The organism is Streptomyces sp. NPDC088197, assembly GCF_044741185.1.
GTDB lineage: Bacteria > Actinomycetota > Actinomycetes > Streptomycetales > Streptomycetaceae > Actinacidiphila.
Genome location: NZ_JBIUSD010000002.1, coordinates 482,666 through 497,489, shown reverse-complemented (window position 1 = coordinate 497,489; position 14,824 = coordinate 482,666). Strand labels below are relative to the sequence as shown.

Genomic DNA, 14,824 nt, shown 5'->3' with positions numbered 1-14,824 from the left:
GGCACGCAAACGAAGGACTTGAGTCATGAGGCGCGCAATCTCCAGTGGCTGTTGCAGAGCTTCGTCGAGGAGGTGCACGGCGTCCGCTCGGTCGCCGTGGTCTCCTCCGACGGCCTGCTGCTGATCACCTCGCACGCCGAGGCCGACGCGTCGCCGCCCCCCGCGCCGCCGGCCGACGAGGACCCGGCGGTCCCCGCCCCGCGGAAGAACCCCGCGGGGGACCGCGGCGACCTCGCCGCCGTCGTGTCGGGCCTGGCCTCCCTCACCGTCGGCGCGGCGAAGCTCATGGACGGCGGCAAGGTCCGGCAGACCACCGTCGCGATGAGCGACGGCGCGTTGTTCGTCATGTCGATCAGCGACGGCTCGCTGCTGGGCGTGCACGCGGGCGCCGACTGCGACATGAGCGTCATCGCCTACCACATGGCCCTGTTCGTCGGACGGGCCGGACACGTCCTGACCCCCGCACTGCGCAGTGAGCTGCGCCACGCCCTGGAGAGTGCCCGCTGATGCCGTCGCTGCCCCAACGCGGAGCCGACCGGCGCACCGCGCGCGTACGCCCGTACGCTTTGACCGGCGGTCGCACGCGGTTCGGCCATGTGCTCATGGTCGAGACGTTCGTGGCCACCGTTGACGGTCCGGGCGAACAACTCGCCCTCACCAGGGGCGACTGGGCCGAGCGCGTGATGCCCGAGCTGCGGGCGATCGTCGAACTGTGCCGCAGAATGCGGTCGGTGGCCGAGATCTCCGCACTCCTGCGGATGCCGCTCGGCGTCGTCCGTGTCCTGATCAGTGACCTGGCGGACCAGGGAAGGATCCGCGTGTACGGAACCGGGCACGGGCCCGGCAGCCCCGACCGCGCGCTGCTCGAAAGGGTGCTCAGTGGACTTCGCAGGCTCTGACCAGCAGGACGGCCTGCAAGAGTGGCAGAAGGAACGCGGCAGGGCGCCGGTCTCCACGAAGATCGTGGTGGCGGGCGGCTTCGGCGTGGGCAAGACCACCTTCGTCGGCGCCGTCTCCGAGATCGCACCGCTCACCACCGAGGCGGTGATGACCCAGGCCAGCGAGGCCGTCGACGACCTCGCCGCCACTCCCGACAAGACCACCACCACGGTGGCCATGGACTTCGGCCGGATCACCCTGGACCAGGACCTGGTGCTGTACGTCTTCGGCACGCCGGGACAGCAGCGCTTCTGGTTCATGTGGGACGACCTCGTGCGCGGCGCGATAGGCGCGGTCGTGCTCGCCGACACCCGCCGACTGGCCGACTGCTTCCCGGCGTTGGACTACTTCGAGGGCACCGGTCTGCCCTACACGGTCGCCGTCAACCAGTTCGAGGGCACGGCGCAGTACACCCCGGACGACGTCCGTGAGGCACTGGCCGTACCCGCCCACATCCCCGTATTGGTGATCGACGCTCGCAAGCGGTATTCAGTGGTGGAGGCGCTGCTGGCGCTGGTCGGGCACGCGCTGTCCGAACAGCCCATGTAGTGGCCGCGGTTGCCGCCGCCTTACGAAGTCCATCGACCTGAAGCGAGCCGTTGTGCGCAAGATACTCATCGTCGGAGCCGGGCAGGCCGGGCTCCAACTCGCCCTGGGCCTCCAGTCCCAGGGCTATGACGTCACCGTGATGTCCAACCGGACCGCCGACGAGATACGCGGCGGCCGGGTGATGTCCACCCAGTGCATGTTCGCCACCGCGCTCCAGCACGAACGCGACCTCGGGCTGAACTTCTGGGAGGACCAGGCGCCGCGCATCGAGGGAGTGGGTGTCTCCGTCTCCGCGCCCGACGCCTCACGGCCGATCGACTGGGTGGGCAGGCTGCGCGGTCACGCGCAGTCCGTCGACCAGCGGGTGAAGATGGCAGGCTGGATGGAGACCTTCGCCGAGCGCGGCGGCAAGCTCGTCATCCACGGTGTGGCCGTATCGGATCTGGACTACTTCTCCCGCGCCTACGACCTGGTGCTGGTGGCCGCGGGCAAGGGCGAGATCGTCTCCATGTTCCGCCGGGACGCCGCCCGTTCGCCCTACGACGCCCCCCAGCGGGCGCTCGCGGTGTCGTATGTGCACGGCCTCGGGCCCCGCCCCGAGCACCCCGACTTCTTCGCGGTGCGCTGCAATCTGGTGCCGGGCGTCGGCGAGTTGTTCGTGATGCCGACGCTGACCACCTCGGGCCCGGCCGACATACTCTTCTGGGAGGGCGTGCCCGGCGGCCCGGTCGACGTCTTCCAGGGCGTCAAGGACCCCGCGGAGCAGCTCCGCCTCACACTTGACCTGATGCGCCGCTTCACGCCGTGGGAGTACGACCGGGCGGGCTCGGTCGAGCTGACCGACGCGGGCGGCACGCTCGCCGGGCGGTACGCGCCGACCGTGCGCGAGCCGGTCGGTGAACTGCCCTCGGGCGGGCTGGTTCTGGGCGTCGCGGACGTCGTGGTGGCCAACGACCCGATCACCGGCCAGGGTTCCAACAACGCCGCCAAGTGCGCGGCCTCGTATCTGGCGAGCATCGTCGAGCGCGGCGAGCTGCCCTTCGACCGCGCGTGGATGCAGAGCGCCTTCGACCGCTACTGGGACCACGCGGCGCCGGTCACCAAGTGGACCAACGCGATGCTCGCGCCGCCGCCGGAGCACGTCCTCGGCCTGATCGGCGCGGCGGGCGGGCTCCAGCCGGTCGCCGACCGCTTCGCCAACGGCTTCGACGACCCGGCCGACTACGAGGAGTGGTTCTTCGACCCGGAGCGCGCCGGGGCGTATCTCGCCGAGGCGCAGGCCGCGGCGGGCGCCGGGCCCTCCGCCTAGGCGTCGGACCCGGCTCCCACGGACCGCCGGACAGGCCCTAGCTCGCGCCCCCGCTCTCGGTGGCGGAGGGCGTGGGCGTCGGGCCGCCGGACGGGGTGTCCGAGGGCGTCGGCGTCGGGGTGATCCTCGGCGGCGGCGTGCTCTCGCCCGGGGTCGGCCGGGTGACGGGACCCGTGGAGTGCGGCGGCGGCGTGGCCGGCGCGGTGCCGGTCGACCCGCCGGAGGTCCTGGGCTTGGGCGCCGGGGGCGTCACCTGCGGGCTGAACGGCGTCGGCTGCTCGGCCTGCTTGGGGATCTTCGGCAGGGTGTAGTCCCCGGCCGGGGCGCTGCCGAGGTCCGGGCGGACGGCGCCCAGTATCGGGTTGGCGGCGATCGGCGAGACCTTCACCACCGAGCCGGGGCGCGGCGCCTGGACCACCAGGCCGTCGCCGATGTAGATCGCCACATGGGTGGCGCCGGAGAAGTAGATCACCAGGTCGCCGGGGCGCAGCAGTTCGAGCGGCACGTGCGGGAGCCGCGCCCACTGCTCCTGGCTGGTGCGCGGGATGGTCACCCCGGCGTGCGACCACGCCTGCGAGGTCAGCCCCGAGCAGTCGAAGGAGTCCGGACCCTGCGCGCCCCACACATACGGCTTGCCGAGCTGCATGAAGGCGTAGCTGATGGCCCGCTTCCCCGCGTCGGACGGCAGGCGGCTGTCGGCGTCGGAACCCAGCGCCTTGGAGTCGAGGAACTCCTGCTGCGCCTTGTTGACGCCCTTTTCCTCCAGCGACTGCAATTCGCTGATCTGCACGCCGGTGAGCCCGGCCAGTATCGACTCGACCTCCTGGAGGCGCTTTTCCACCGTGTTCTTCTGCGCCTGCTGGACGGCCAGCGCGGACTGCGCCTTGTCCAGCGCCTGCTGCGCCTGGGTGTTCAGCTCGTTCAGCCGCTGCTCGCCGCTGGTCAGCTCGGCCAGTACGTCCTGCTGGTGGTCGGCGGCCCGGTCCAGGACGTGCCGCTGCCCGAAGAAGTCCTGCGGGGTCTGGCCGGTCAGCATCGACAGGTACGGCGACACGCTGCCGTCCTTGTACATCTGGCGGGCCATCAGACCCACCTCGTCGCGCTTGTCCGCGACCGAGACCCGCTGGTCGGCGAGTTGTGCGTCGACCTGGTCGGCCTGGGCGCGCTGCCGGTCGGCGGTCTCCTTGGCCTTGTTGAACGACTCGGTCGCCGTCTCCGTCTGCGCGTAGAGGGTCTGGAGCCTGGTCAGCAGATCGGGCAGCGAGACCTCCGCCGCGGGCGGTGGGTCGTAGGGTCGCGCCGCCGCCTGCTGGGCCGGCAGGGCGAGTGCCGCGGCGGCGAGCAGAGTGCCGCAGACCGCGGCCGAACGCAGCCACCTCCTGGTACCTCGGGCCACTGACTACCCCTCATCTCCCGTAACCGGTCGGTAACACGCTACGCGATCCGCATCCTGCCACGAATTGTCATATGTTCGACAGAGGGAATAGGCGATTCCGCGCAACCCGGTCACTCTCACAGGTGATCTTCGCCGTGCGATCACCTTCCGGACATAAAAAGCGTACGGCCCGGTCACCGCCCTCGGCGGCCGGGCCGTACGCGTTTCAGGAGCCGTCACCGGCTCGGTCGAAGGCCGCCGACGGATCGGCGGGGGATCTTCGGGCGGTTCAGCCGAAGTAGCTGGTGAAGTTCTTCTGGAACTCCCAGTTGCTGAACTTGTCCCAGTTCACCGACCACGTCATCAGGCCGCGCAGCGCGGGCCAGGTGCCGTGGGTGGTGTAGCCGCCGCAGTTGGTCTTCTTGGTCAGGCAGTCGAGCGCCTGGTCGACGGCGGCCGGGGCGGTGTAGCCGTTGCCCGCGTTGACCGAGGCGGGCAGGCCGATCGCGACCTGCGAGGGGGCGAGCGCCGGGAACATGTTGGCGGTGTTGCCCGCCACCGGGAAGCCGGTGAGGAGCATGTCGGTCATCGCGATGTGGAAGTCCGCGCCGCCCATGGAGTGGTACTGGTTGTCCAGGCCCATGATCGAGCCGGAGTTGTAGTCCTGGACGTGCAGCAGCGTCAGGTCGTTGCGCATCGCGTAGATCACCGGCAGGTACGCGCCGCAGCGCGGGTCCTGGCCGCCCCACGGGCCCGAGCCGTAGTACTGGTAGCCCATCTGGACGAAGAACGTCTCGGGCGCCATCGTCAGCACGAAGCCGCTGCCGTACTTGGCCTTGAGCGTCTTCAGCGCCGAGATCAGGTTGACGATCACCGGGGTGGTCGGGTTCTTGAAGTCGGTGTCACCGGTGTTCAGGGACAGCGAGTGGCCCTCGAAGTCGATGTCGATGCCGTTCAGGCCCCAGGTGTCGATGATGCCGCTCACCGAGGAGACGAAGGCGTCGCGGGCGGCCGTCGTGGTGAGCTGCACCTCGCCGTTCGCGCCGCCGATGGACAGCAGCACCTTCTTGCCCTTGGCCTGCTTGGCCTTGATCGCGGCCTTGAAGTCCGCGTCGGACTCCACTCCCGGGCACTCGCTGGCCGAGCAGCGGGTGAAGTGGATGCTGCCCGAGGTCGGCGAGCTGGTCTCGCCGAACGCCAGGTCGATGATGTTCCAACTGTCGGGCACGTCCGCCAGCTTGGTGTAGCCGGAGCCGTTGGCGAACGTCTCGTGCAGATAGCCGACCAGCGCGTGGGTGGGCAGTCCGCCGGAGGGCGGGGGCGAGGTCGGGGGAGTGGTCGGCGGCGTCGTGGGAGGCGTCGTCGGCGGGGTGGTGGGGGGAGTGGTCGGGTGCGTCGTCGGCGGGGTCGTGGGCGGGGTGGTCGGGGGCGTCGTGGGCGGCGTGGTCGTGCCGCTGCCTGGGCCCTGGAGCGAGACGTCGTCGGCGAGGTACGCGGGCTGGCCGTACCAGCCGTGCACGTAGACCGCCGCGCTGGTCTGGCTCGCGCCGGTGGTGAAGGACACGCTCAGCGCCGCGTAGCCGCTGCCCGTGCCGGGCGTCCACGTACTGGTGCCGCCGTCCACGCCGAGGTAGACGTACGCGCCCTTGACCTGGGCGGTCAGGGTGTACGTGGTGTTCGGCGCGACGGACACGTTCTGCTTGCACTGCGCGGTGCCGCTCGCGCTCGGCGTGCCCTGGAGGGCGTAAGTGCCGCTGTGCGCCTGGCCGCTGACGACGGCGGCGGTGCCCGCGTCGCAGCTCCAGCCGGACAGGCCGCCGGTCTCGAAGCCGCCGTTGGTCAGGAACTCGCCCGCGCTGGCGGACGGGGCGAGCGCCACGAGCCCGCCGAGCGCGACGGCGCCCGCGAGGGTGGCGGAGGCGGCGATGAAGGTTCTGCGTCTGTTGCGCGGTGCGGTGGAGAGCATGGGGGGATGCTCCTTCGGTGAGGACGGCGCATGTCACCGCGCAGCAAACAGGTCCAGACCAATGCGTGTCAATGGTCCGGACCAATACCCGGCCCTTTGACCTGTGGAACCGTCCGGTTCGGCCGCCTTTGCGCCGCGCGCCGCGCGGCCCGGTCCGACGCGATGTCCCGCGTGGCCGCGCGGGCCCGTCCGGCGGGGCGTCAGGCGCCTTTGCGCCAGGGCCACTTGGGGCCGTCCGGGCGGTTGCCCTCCGGGTCGTACACGAAGACCCAGCGGGTACGGCGGGAGCCGCGCGGGCCGGGGCTGGGCTCGCGGTGGTAGACGTGCACCACCGGCGGACCGCCCTCGGGCGTGGGTACGGGCACGGTGTAGACGCGCGGCGGTTGCCCGGTCATCCCGGCGAGCACGCCGAGCACCCGCCCGTCCAGCGGGCCCCCGACGAATTCCGTGTCCTCGTGTCTCACCCGCTCAGGATGGCACGGCGGGCGGCGCGGGGTTCCCCGGTCGGGGTCAGGAGGGGTCGGGGAGCAGATGTGCGACCGCGTCCGCGATCGGCGCGAGCCGCCGCGCCAGCCCGCCGGCCGGGCTGCTCGGGGTCTCCAGCGCCAGCGCGCGGGCGGCGGCCTCCGCGGCCTCCGGGTCGGTCGTCGCGGTCACCAGCAGCAGCCCGATGAAGTGGTCCACCAGCCACGCCCGCAGCTCCGCGACCGGCGGCTGCTTGCCCTCGTCCAGCCAGATCAGCGATATCGCCTCCACGCAGGCGATCCACGACCTGACCATCATCGCCAGCCGCGGCCCCGGCGCCGTCACCCCGAGGTGGTGCAGCACCTGCTCCGCGGCCCTGCGCCGTACGTCGTCCACGATCGCGTCCGTACGGCTGGTCTCGGCGACGCTGCCGCCGCGCAGCAGCGCCCCGTACGCCGCGTCGTGCTCGTCCACATACGCCAGGTAGCGGTCCAGCGCGTCCGCGAGCCGTTCGGTCGGCGGCCCCTGCGAGGGGACGCCGAAGCGGCCGATCAGCTCCTGCGCCGCGTCGTGCACCGCGGCCTCGTACAACTGCTGCTTGCCGCCGGGGAAGTAGCGGTAGACCAGCGGCCGGGAGACCCCGGCCGCCGCCGCGACGTCGTCGACCGACACGTCCTCCGGCCGCCGGTGGCCGAACAGGTCGACGGCGGCGGCCAGCAACTGCGTACGGCGCTGCTCGACGCTCATCCGGCGGTATGCGGGCGCCGCGCTGCTGGTCATGTCCAGCAGACTATCCGCCCGCACACGTGAACGGGTCGGCCCGGGCGCGGGGCTTCGCACGGGTGTCCGGGTCCGCGGGCGCGGCCGGGTCAGCCGAGCAGTCCGGACGAGCGCCACAGCTTGCGGCTCGGGCCCTTGATCAGCCCGATCTCGTCCAGGAAGTCCATCAGCCGCTTCGCCGACTGCCGCATCACCTCGCGGCGGTGCGGGCTGGTGCGGGCCGCCTCGGCCGCCTGGGCGGGGTCGAGGCCCACCGACGCGTAGACCTGCGGGCTGATCAGCGAACGGGCGATGGTCCTGGCGGCCTGCGCGGAGGTCAGCCGGGTGAATTCGACCTCCCAGCGCGGCGCCGTCACCATCTGGCGGCGCAGCTCCTCGCGGGCGTAGCGGATGTGCCGGGCCTCCTCGACCACGTGAATCCGGGTCACACCCTGGACGAAGGGCTGCACGCGGTCGTCGGGGAAGGTCAGCCGCTGCATCCAGTCCAGGATCTCCTCGGCCAGCAGCGTGCCGGTGAAGGCGCCGGGCGTGGTGGACACCGTCTTGATCAGCCGGCCGAGATTGTGGTCGAGCCTGCTGGGGCGGTAGGTGGGCGTGCCCATCTTCGTCACGGCCCGCGCGAACATCTTCGAGTGCCGGCACTCGTCGGCGATCTCCGTCAGCGCGTACCGCACATGGTTGCTGGTCGGGTCCAGGTCGTAGGTGTGCCGCAGCAGGAGCTGCATCAGGATCGTCTCGAACCAGACGCCGATCGAGCACAGCGACGCCGCCTCATGGCGGCTCAGCTCGACGCGCTGCTCCTGCGACATCCGCTTCCACAGCGGGGTGTCGTACAGCGACACCAGCTCCGGCGGCCAGAACCACTTGCCTTCCTCGAAGGGCGCGTCCCAGTCCAGCTCGGTGTCCGGGTCGAACGAGTGCTTGGCGGACGCGGCCAGCAGCCGCTCCGCGGTCTTCTCGCGGTCGATCAGGCTGGTGTCCATCGTGAAGTGGCCTCCGGCGCATGAGGGTTACCTGCGGTACGACTCTTATGAGACTCTGTGTCAACAAGCCCGTCAAGACCCCGCGCACGTGGAATGGAGCCGCCGATGTCGACGGAAGCCCTGTACACGCAACCGCCCACCGAGTGGATCTGGCAGGTCCCGGCCCAGGGCGCCGCCCGCTTCTCCTGGGAGTACGGCGACGGCCGCGAACGCCTGCTCGCCCTCTACCAGAAGGGCAAGGACAAGCAGTGGGACGCGGCCAAGCGCATCGCCTGGGACCTGGAGGTCGACCCGTACGACCCGCTCGGCACCCCCGACGAGGCCATGTCCATCTACGGCAGCCGCTACTGGGACGCGATGAACGCCCGCGACCGCGGGCTGCTGCGGCAGCACTACACCTCCTGGCAGTTCAGCCAGTTCCTCCACGGCGAGCAGGGTGCGATGATCTGCGCCGCCCGGATCGTGGAGTCCGTCCCCGACCTCGACGCGAAGTTCTACTCCGCCACCCAGACCATGGACGAGGCCCGGCACGCCGAGATCTACGGCCGCTTCCTCCAGGACAAGGTCGGGATGGTCTACCCGATCAACGACAACCTCCAGGCGCTGCTCGGCGACACCCTGCGCGACGCGCGCTGGGACATGCCCTACCTCGGCATGCAGGTGCTCATCGAGGGCCTGGCGCTCGCCGCCTTCGGCATGATCCGCGACACCACCACCAAGCCGCTGCCCAAGCAGATCCTGGCCTACGTCATGCAGGACGAGGCCCGGCACGTCGCCTTCGGACGGATGGCGCTGCGCGACTACTACAAGCAGCTCACCGACGCCGAACTGCGCGAGCGTGAGGACTTCGTCATCGAGGGCTGCTACCTGATGCGCGACCGGCTGCGCGGCCTCGAAGTCCTGGAGAACTTCGGCATCCCCACCGCCGAGGCCGCCGAGATGACCGAACGCTCCGAATTCCTGCACCTGTTCCGCAAGCTGCTCTTCAGCCGCATCGTGCCGTGCGTGAAGGACATCGGCCTGTGGGGACCCCGGCTCCAGAAGGCGTACCTCGACATGGGCGTCTTCGACCTCGGTGACTCCAACCTCGACCAGCTCATGGACGAGGACGAGGAGATCGCGGAGAAACTCGACGCGGAACGCTTCGCCGCCGAGGAGCAGGCCCGCGTGGCCGAGGTCACCGACGCCATCGCGCAGGGGGCGGCCCCGCACTGACCCACGGCGAGCGGATCGTACGCTTGTCCGATGAACGAGGGAGCCGGACCGGAATCGCGGCGCGAGACACGCCGGGCCAGAGCACGCCGCCGACGCAGAAACACCGTCGTCGGCGGTACGGCGCTGCTGCTCGTCGCCGCCGGTTCCCTGTACGTGGCCTACGGCCGCGGCGGCTCCACCGAGGCCGGACCCGCACCGGACTCGCGCACCGCCACGACCGGCGGCGCCGCGCCCTCCTCGACGCCGACGGCGGACGCCGCCGCGCGCCCGGCCGAGCCCGCCGGCACCGTGACCCTCGCCTTCGCCGGGGACGTGCACTTCACCGAGCGGACGGCGAACCGGCTCGGCATCGACCCGGCGCTCGGGCCGATGTCGACGGCGCTGGCCGCCGCCGACTTCTCGATGGTCAACCTGGAGTCCGCGATCACCACGCGCGGCACCCCGCAGCCGAAGAAGTACCACTTCAGGACCGGCCCCGACGCGCTCGCCGCGCTCCAGCGGTCCGGCGTCGACGCCGTCACCATGGCCAACAACCACGCCGTGGACTACGGCGCCCAGGGCCTGGCCGACAGCCTCGCGGCCAAGCGCGTGGCGCCGGTCCCCGTGGTCGGCATCGGCGCCGACGCGGCGGAGGCGTACCGCCCGTACACCGAGACGGTCAACGGCGTACGCCTCGCGGTCGTCGCCGCCAGCCAGGTCTACGACATCACCAACGAGAACTTCCGGGCCACCGCCACCGCCCCCGGCATCGCCTCCGCGCTCGACCGCCCCCGGCTGCTGAAGGCGGTCAGGGACGCCAAGGCGCACGCCGACGTCGTGGTGGTCTATCTGCACTGGGGCACCGAGGGCCAGAGCTGCCCGGGGCCCGAGCAGAAGTCGATCGCGGCCGACCTGTCGGCGGCCGGGGCCACCGCGGTCGTCGGCACCCACGCCCATGTGATGCTCGGCTCCGGCATGCTCGGCCCGACCTATGTGGCCTACGGGTTCGGCAACTTCCTCTGGTACGGCTCCTCGCCGTACCCGCACTCCGACGAGACCGGCGTCACCACACTGACCGTCCGCCGCGGCAAGGTCACCCGCGCCGTCTTCGCGCCCGCCCTCGTCGACGGCGCGGGCGTACCGCAGCCGCGGACCGGCGCGGCGGGGCAGCGGATCACCCACCGGTACGAGCAGTTGCGCCGGTGCACCGGGCTGACGTCGCCACCAGGGAGTTAGCCGGACGTCCGGGTTCTGTAACGGCAGTGTCGCCGACGTGCCCATGGCGGAACCGACGCGGAGGCAGCAGCATCTATTCGGTCGCGGAGCCGGGGGGACGGCCGGCCGTGCGGACAGCGCGTGGAACACGGCGCGGACCGGGTCGATGGAATCAACGAGGCGGGCGGGTACAGACGATGACCGGAGGGCGATTCTCGGTGGGGCGACTGAGGACGATGCCGCAGGCGGCGGCCATCACGATGGCGGTCCTGGTGGTGGTGATCGCGTCGGTGGCCACCGCGGTCCTGGCACACGGGCACGGCAAGGCGTCGGCGAACAACGGCACCGGCGTCATCGGCGGGGTGAACGGCGGCGGCAAGGGCGGCGGCAACGGGAGCGACGGCGGCGGTACGGGCGCGGGTTCGACCGGCCCGTCCGGTACGCCCACCAGCCACATACCCACCGTGGCCGCGGTGCCCGACACGATCGTGCACGCGCCGGAAGCCGCGGGCAAGGCCGTCAACATCACCATCGACGACGGCCCCGACCCGGTCTGGACGCCCAAGGTGCTCGACGTCCTCAAGCAGCACGGCGTCCACGCCACCTTCTGCATGATCGGCCCGCAGGCCAAGGCCCACCCCGACCTCGTACGCGCCGTCGTCGCCGCGGGACACCGGCTGTGCGACCACACCGTGACCCACGACGAGTCGATGGACCACAAGCCCTTCGCGTACCAGCAGAAGGAGATCATGGACGCCTACGCCATGATCGAGGAAGCCTCGGGAGGCGCGCCCGTGCAGTACTACCGCGCCCCCGGCGGCGCCTTCACCCCGGCCAGCCGCGCGCTCGCCGCCCAGCACGGCATGCGCCCGCTCGGCTGGAACGTCGACACCAAGGACTACACCAAGCCCGGCGTCGGCACGATCGTGCAGACCATCAAGTACGAGCTGAGCAACGGCCCGACGATCCTCTTCCACGACGGCGGCGGCGACCGTGAGCAGACCGTGGACGCGCTGGAGCAGATCCTGCCCTGGCTCAAGGGGCAGGGCTACGCCTTCAGCTTCCCCAAGGTGAAGTGACCGCCGTCGCACGGCGCTTGTCCCCGACGGCACGTCAGCGCGCGTTCAGCACCGCCTGCATGACCGCCCGCGCGATGGGCGCCGCGTTCCCGCCGCCGGAGATGTCCGCCCGCACCGCCTCCGCGTCCTCGACGACCACCGCCACCGCCACCGACGCCTGCGTACCGCCCGGCGGCTTCGCGTAGGAGATGAACCAGGCGTACGGCGTCCCGGTGTTGTCCACACCGTGCTGCGCGGTGCCGGTCTTGCCGCCGACGACGACACCGGGGATCGCCGCGTTGGTGCCGGTGCCGTCGGTGACCACCGCCTCCATCAGCTGCTGGAGCTGCCGCGCGGTGCCCTCGCTCATCGCCCGGTGCAGCGTCCGCGGCCCGTCGGCGGAGACCGTCGCCCCGCTGTGGTTGGTCACCGAGTCCACCAGGTACGGCGCCATCAGCACCCCGCCGTTGCCGACCGCCGCCGCCACCATCGCCATCTGCAACGGCGTCGCGGTCGTGTCGAACTGCCCGATCGAGGAGAGCGCCACCTGGTCGGGGCTCATCCGCGTGTCGAAGTTGCTCTTCGCGACGGACGGCGGAATCCGCAGCCGCGTGTCGTTGAAGCCGAACGCCTGCGCCTGCGCCCGCATCCCGGCCAGCCCCACGTCGGCGCCCAGCTTGGCGAAGACGGTGTTGCACGACACCCGGAAGGCGTCGTACATGCTGGCGTCGGCGCAGCCGCCGCCCTCGTTGGTGAGCGTGGCCGTCGAACCCGGCAGCCGGTACGGATCGGGGGAGCGCGTCGGCGCCAGCAGATCGGTGACCTTGCCGCTCTGGAGCGCGGCGGCGGCCGTGACGACCTTGAACGTCGAACCCGGCGGATACGTCTGCCGGATCGCCCGGTCCAGCATCGGCTGACTTGTGTCCGTGTTCATCCGCGTCCACGCGTCGTTCACCGCCGCGCCGGTGCCCGACAGCGCCGCCGGGTCGTAGGACGGCGACGACACCAGCGCCAGAATCCGCCCGGTCGCCGGATCCACCGCGGCCACCGCGCCCCTGCGGCCCGCGAGGCCGGTGTACGCCGCCCGCTGCGCCGCCGCGTCGATCGTGGTGTGCACATCGCCGCCGCGCTGCCGCGCCCGGGTGATCTCGTTCCACAGCGGCACCGACGCCAACTGCGAGGCCGTGCCCGACAGCACGCCGTCCTCGGTGCCCTCCAGCAGCGTCGTGCCGTACGTCTGCGAGGCGAAGCCGGTCACCGGCGCGTACAGCGGCCCGTCGGCGTACGTCCGCTGGTACCTCAACTGGCCGCCCGCGTCGCGTGATCCGGTCACCGGGGAGCCGCCGACGAGGATGTCGCCGCGCGGCTGGTGGTAACGGGTGATCGCGATCCGCCGGTTGGCCGGGTTGCCGTCGTACGCGGACGCCTTGACGACCTGCACCCGCGCCGCGTTGAGCAGCAGCGCGACCAGCAGCAGGAAGCAGAAGGCGGCGGCGTGCCGCACACAGCGGATCACCGGGTCCGCTCCAGCGGCGCGAGCTGGTCCGGCGGCCCCTCGGGCAGATCGGGCGCCGGACGGCGGGCGCTGTCGCTGAGCCGGATCAGCAGCGCCACGATGATCCAGTTGGTCACGACCGACGAGCCGCCCTGCGCGAGGAACGGCATCGCCATGCCCGTCATCGGGATCAGGTCCATCACCCCGCCGGTGATCACGAAGACCTGGAGCGCCAGGATCGAGGCCAGGCCGACCGCGAGCAGCCGCCCGAAGGGGTCGCGCAGCGCGAGCCCGGCCCGGAAGCCGCGCGCCACCAGCAGCGCGTACAGCAGGAGCAGCGCGGTCAGTCCGAACAGGCCCAGCTCCTCGCCCGCGGTGGCCAGGATGAAGTCCGACTTCGCGGCGAAGCCGATCAGCGCGGAGTGGCCCTGGCCGAGCCCGGTGCCGAGCACCCCGCCGTTGGCGAAGGCGAACAGCGACTGCGAGATCTGGTTGGGGCCGATGCCCGCGTCGATGGTCGCGAAGGGGCGCAGCCAGTCCTGCACCCTGCTGTGCACATGCGGCTCCAGCGCGCCGACCGCGCACGCGCCCACCCCGGCGAGCAGCAGCCCCACGGCGATCCAGCCGGTCCGCCCGGTCGCCACGTACAGCATGATCACGAACAGGCCGAAGAAGAGCAGCGAGGTGCCCAGGTCGCGCTCGACCACCAGGACACCGACGCTGAGCAGCCAGATCGCCACCACCGGGCCCAGCACGCGGCCGGTGGGCAGTTGCAGCCGCCACACCCGGCGGCCCGCGTACGCCAGCGCCGCGCGGTTGGCCGACAGGTAGGCGGCGAAGAAGACCGCGAGCAGCACCTTGGCGAACTCGCCCGGCTGGAAGGAGAATCCGGCGACCCTGATCCAGATCTTCGCGCCGTTGATCGCGGGGAAGAAGATCGGCAGCACCATGAGCAGCAGTGCGGCGGTCACGCTGATGTACGCGTAGCGGGCCGGTGTCCTGTGGTCGCGCAGCGCCAGCACCACCGCGATGAACAGCGCCACCCCGAGCGTGGACCAGATCAGCTGGGTGGGCGCCGCCCGGCCGCCGAGCACCGGCTCCAGGTCGAGGCGGTAGATCAGCACCAGGCCGAAGCCGTTGAGCAGCACGGCGATCGGCAGCAGCAGCGGATCTGCGTAGGGGGCGCGGGCCCGGACCGCGAGGTGCGCCAGGAGCGCGAGCACGCCCAGGCCCGCCCCGTAGGCCGCGGCGTCGGGCGGCACCGCGCCGTTCCTGGCCAGGCCGACCTCGGCGTAGCCGTACACCGAGATCAGTACCGCGGCGACGATCAGCGACAGCTCCACACCGCGGCGGCGGGGCATCCGCAGGGCGGCCGGGGGAGCGTCCGCCGCCGCGGCGCTGGTTGCGCTCATGGGCTGCAACCTAGCAAGGGGTGGGGTGTATGTCCCTTAAGTCGGCTTCCCGGTGGGCCGCCGATGCCTCACGGGGCGCTGTCG

At 71.5% G+C, this 14,824-nt stretch carries 14 protein-coding genes; 7 read left to right on the top strand and 7 right to left on the bottom strand.

Annotated elements, in window-relative coordinates:
* Positions 1-18 precede the first annotated feature (18 nt).
* The 4 genes from ACIOC1_RS06895 to ACIOC1_RS06880 are packed head-to-tail and all read left to right on the top strand — an operon-like array spanning position 19 to position 2,797.
* Positions 19-507: a roadblock/LC7 domain-containing protein gene (locus ACIOC1_RS06895; RefSeq protein ID WP_355344428.1), complete on the top strand. Its 489-nt coding sequence runs from the start codon at positions 19-21 to the stop codon at positions 505-507.
* Positions 507-899: a DUF742 domain-containing protein gene (locus ACIOC1_RS06890; RefSeq protein ID WP_188281760.1), complete on the top strand. Its 393-nt coding sequence runs from the start codon at positions 507-509 to the stop codon at positions 897-899. Before ACIOC1_RS06895 ends, ACIOC1_RS06890 begins: the two co-directional genes overlap by 1 nt.
* On the top strand, positions 880-1,488 hold the full coding sequence (locus ACIOC1_RS06885) for an ATP/GTP-binding protein (RefSeq protein ID WP_355344424.1): 609 nt from the start codon (positions 880-882) through the stop codon (positions 1,486-1,488). Before ACIOC1_RS06890 ends, ACIOC1_RS06885 begins: the two co-directional genes overlap by 20 nt.
* 52 nt (positions 1,489-1,540) lie before the next feature.
* Complete coding sequence (locus ACIOC1_RS06880) at positions 1,541-2,797, top strand: styrene monooxygenase/indole monooxygenase family protein (protein WP_401852429.1); 1,257 nt, start codon at positions 1,541-1,543, stop codon at positions 2,795-2,797.
* A gap of 37 nt (positions 2,798-2,834) precedes the next feature.
* Here the strand turns inward: ACIOC1_RS06880 and ACIOC1_RS06875 are convergent, their stop codons facing one another.
* The 5 genes from ACIOC1_RS06875 to ACIOC1_RS06855 all read right to left on the bottom strand — a co-directional run bounded on the left by ACIOC1_RS06875 (position 2,835) and on the right by ACIOC1_RS06855 (position 8,366).
* A complete protein-coding gene (locus ACIOC1_RS06875) occupies positions 2,835-4,193 on the bottom strand; it encodes an NlpC/P60 family protein (RefSeq protein WP_391044431.1) in 1,359 nt (452 codons plus the stop codon).
* Between the two features lie 268 nt (positions 4,194-4,461).
* Entirely contained in the window at positions 4,462-6,138 is a 1,677-nt protein-coding gene (locus ACIOC1_RS06870; protein ID WP_401852426.1) for a chitinase, read from the bottom strand.
* 200 nt (positions 6,139-6,338) lie between these two features.
* Positions 6,339-6,602, bottom strand: coding sequence for a hypothetical protein (locus ACIOC1_RS06865; RefSeq protein WP_355344412.1), 264 nt, complete (start codon positions 6,600-6,602; stop codon positions 6,339-6,341).
* Positions 6,603-6,648: 46 nt separating this feature from the next.
* Complete coding sequence (locus ACIOC1_RS06860) at positions 6,649-7,383, bottom strand: TetR/AcrR family transcriptional regulator (protein ID WP_355344409.1); 735 nt, start codon at positions 7,381-7,383, stop codon at positions 6,649-6,651.
* A gap of 89 nt (positions 7,384-7,472) precedes the next feature.
* Entirely contained in the window at positions 7,473-8,366 is an 894-nt protein-coding gene (locus tag ACIOC1_RS06855) for a diiron oxygenase (RefSeq protein WP_401852423.1), read from the bottom strand.
* Positions 8,367-8,471: 105 nt separating this feature from the next.
* On the opposite strand from ACIOC1_RS06855, the gene ACIOC1_RS06850 reads away from it, so the two are divergent.
* The 3 genes from ACIOC1_RS06850 to ACIOC1_RS06840 all read left to right on the top strand — a co-directional run bounded on the left by ACIOC1_RS06850 (position 8,472) and on the right by ACIOC1_RS06840 (position 11,854).
* A complete protein-coding gene (locus tag ACIOC1_RS06850) occupies positions 8,472-9,581 on the top strand; it encodes a ferritin-like domain-containing protein (protein WP_355344403.1) in 1,110 nt (369 codons plus the stop codon).
* A 30-nt stretch (positions 9,582-9,611) separates the two neighbouring features.
* On the top strand, positions 9,612-10,796 hold the full coding sequence (locus ACIOC1_RS06845) for a CapA family protein (RefSeq protein ID WP_401852420.1): 1,185 nt from the start codon (positions 9,612-9,614) through the stop codon (positions 10,794-10,796).
* A gap of 176 nt (positions 10,797-10,972) precedes the next feature.
* Complete coding sequence (locus tag ACIOC1_RS06840; protein ID WP_391161581.1) at positions 10,973-11,854, top strand: polysaccharide deacetylase family protein; 882 nt, start codon at positions 10,973-10,975, stop codon at positions 11,852-11,854.
* A 34-nt stretch (positions 11,855-11,888) separates the two neighbouring features.
* Here ACIOC1_RS06840 and ACIOC1_RS06835 read toward each other — a convergent pair whose 3' ends face one another.
* Entirely contained in the window at positions 11,889-13,349 is a 1,461-nt protein-coding gene (locus ACIOC1_RS06835) for a peptidoglycan D,D-transpeptidase FtsI family protein (protein ID WP_401852417.1), read from the bottom strand.
* Positions 13,346-14,740, bottom strand: coding sequence for an FtsW/RodA/SpoVE family cell cycle protein (locus ACIOC1_RS06830; RefSeq protein ID WP_401852416.1), 1,395 nt, complete (start codon positions 14,738-14,740; stop codon positions 13,346-13,348). The genes ACIOC1_RS06835 and ACIOC1_RS06830 overlap by 4 nt, the downstream gene beginning before the upstream one ends.
* Between the last annotated feature and the right edge of the window lie 84 nt (positions 14,741-14,824).

What these genes read in the sequence shown, in the direction of transcription:
- ACIOC1_RS06890 (WP_188281760.1), top strand. Translation starts at nt 507, where the DNA reads ATGCCGTCGCTGCCCCAACGCGGAGCCGACCGGCGCACCGCGCGCGTA.
- ACIOC1_RS06850 (WP_355344403.1), top strand. Translation starts at nt 8,472, where the DNA reads ATGTCGACGGAAGCCCTGTACACGCAACCGCCCACCGAGTGGATCTGG.
- ACIOC1_RS06830 (WP_401852416.1), bottom strand. Translation starts at nt 14,740, where the DNA reads ATGAGCGCAACCAGCGCCGCGGCGGCGGACGCTCCCCCGGCCGCCCTG.
- ACIOC1_RS06855 (WP_401852423.1), bottom strand. Translation starts at nt 8,366, where the DNA reads ATGGACACCAGCCTGATCGACCGCGAGAAGACCGCGGAGCGGCTGCTG.
- ACIOC1_RS06860 (WP_355344409.1), bottom strand. Translation starts at nt 7,383, where the DNA reads ATGACCAGCAGCGCGGCGCCCGCATACCGCCGGATGAGCGTCGAGCAG.
- ACIOC1_RS06845 (WP_401852420.1), top strand. Translation starts at nt 9,612, where the DNA reads ATGAACGAGGGAGCCGGACCGGAATCGCGGCGCGAGACACGCCGGGCC.
- ACIOC1_RS06840 (WP_391161581.1), top strand. Translation starts at nt 10,973, where the DNA reads ATGACCGGAGGGCGATTCTCGGTGGGGCGACTGAGGACGATGCCGCAG.
- ACIOC1_RS06870 (WP_401852426.1), bottom strand. Translation starts at nt 6,138, where the DNA reads ATGCTCTCCACCGCACCGCGCAACAGACGCAGAACCTTCATCGCCGCC.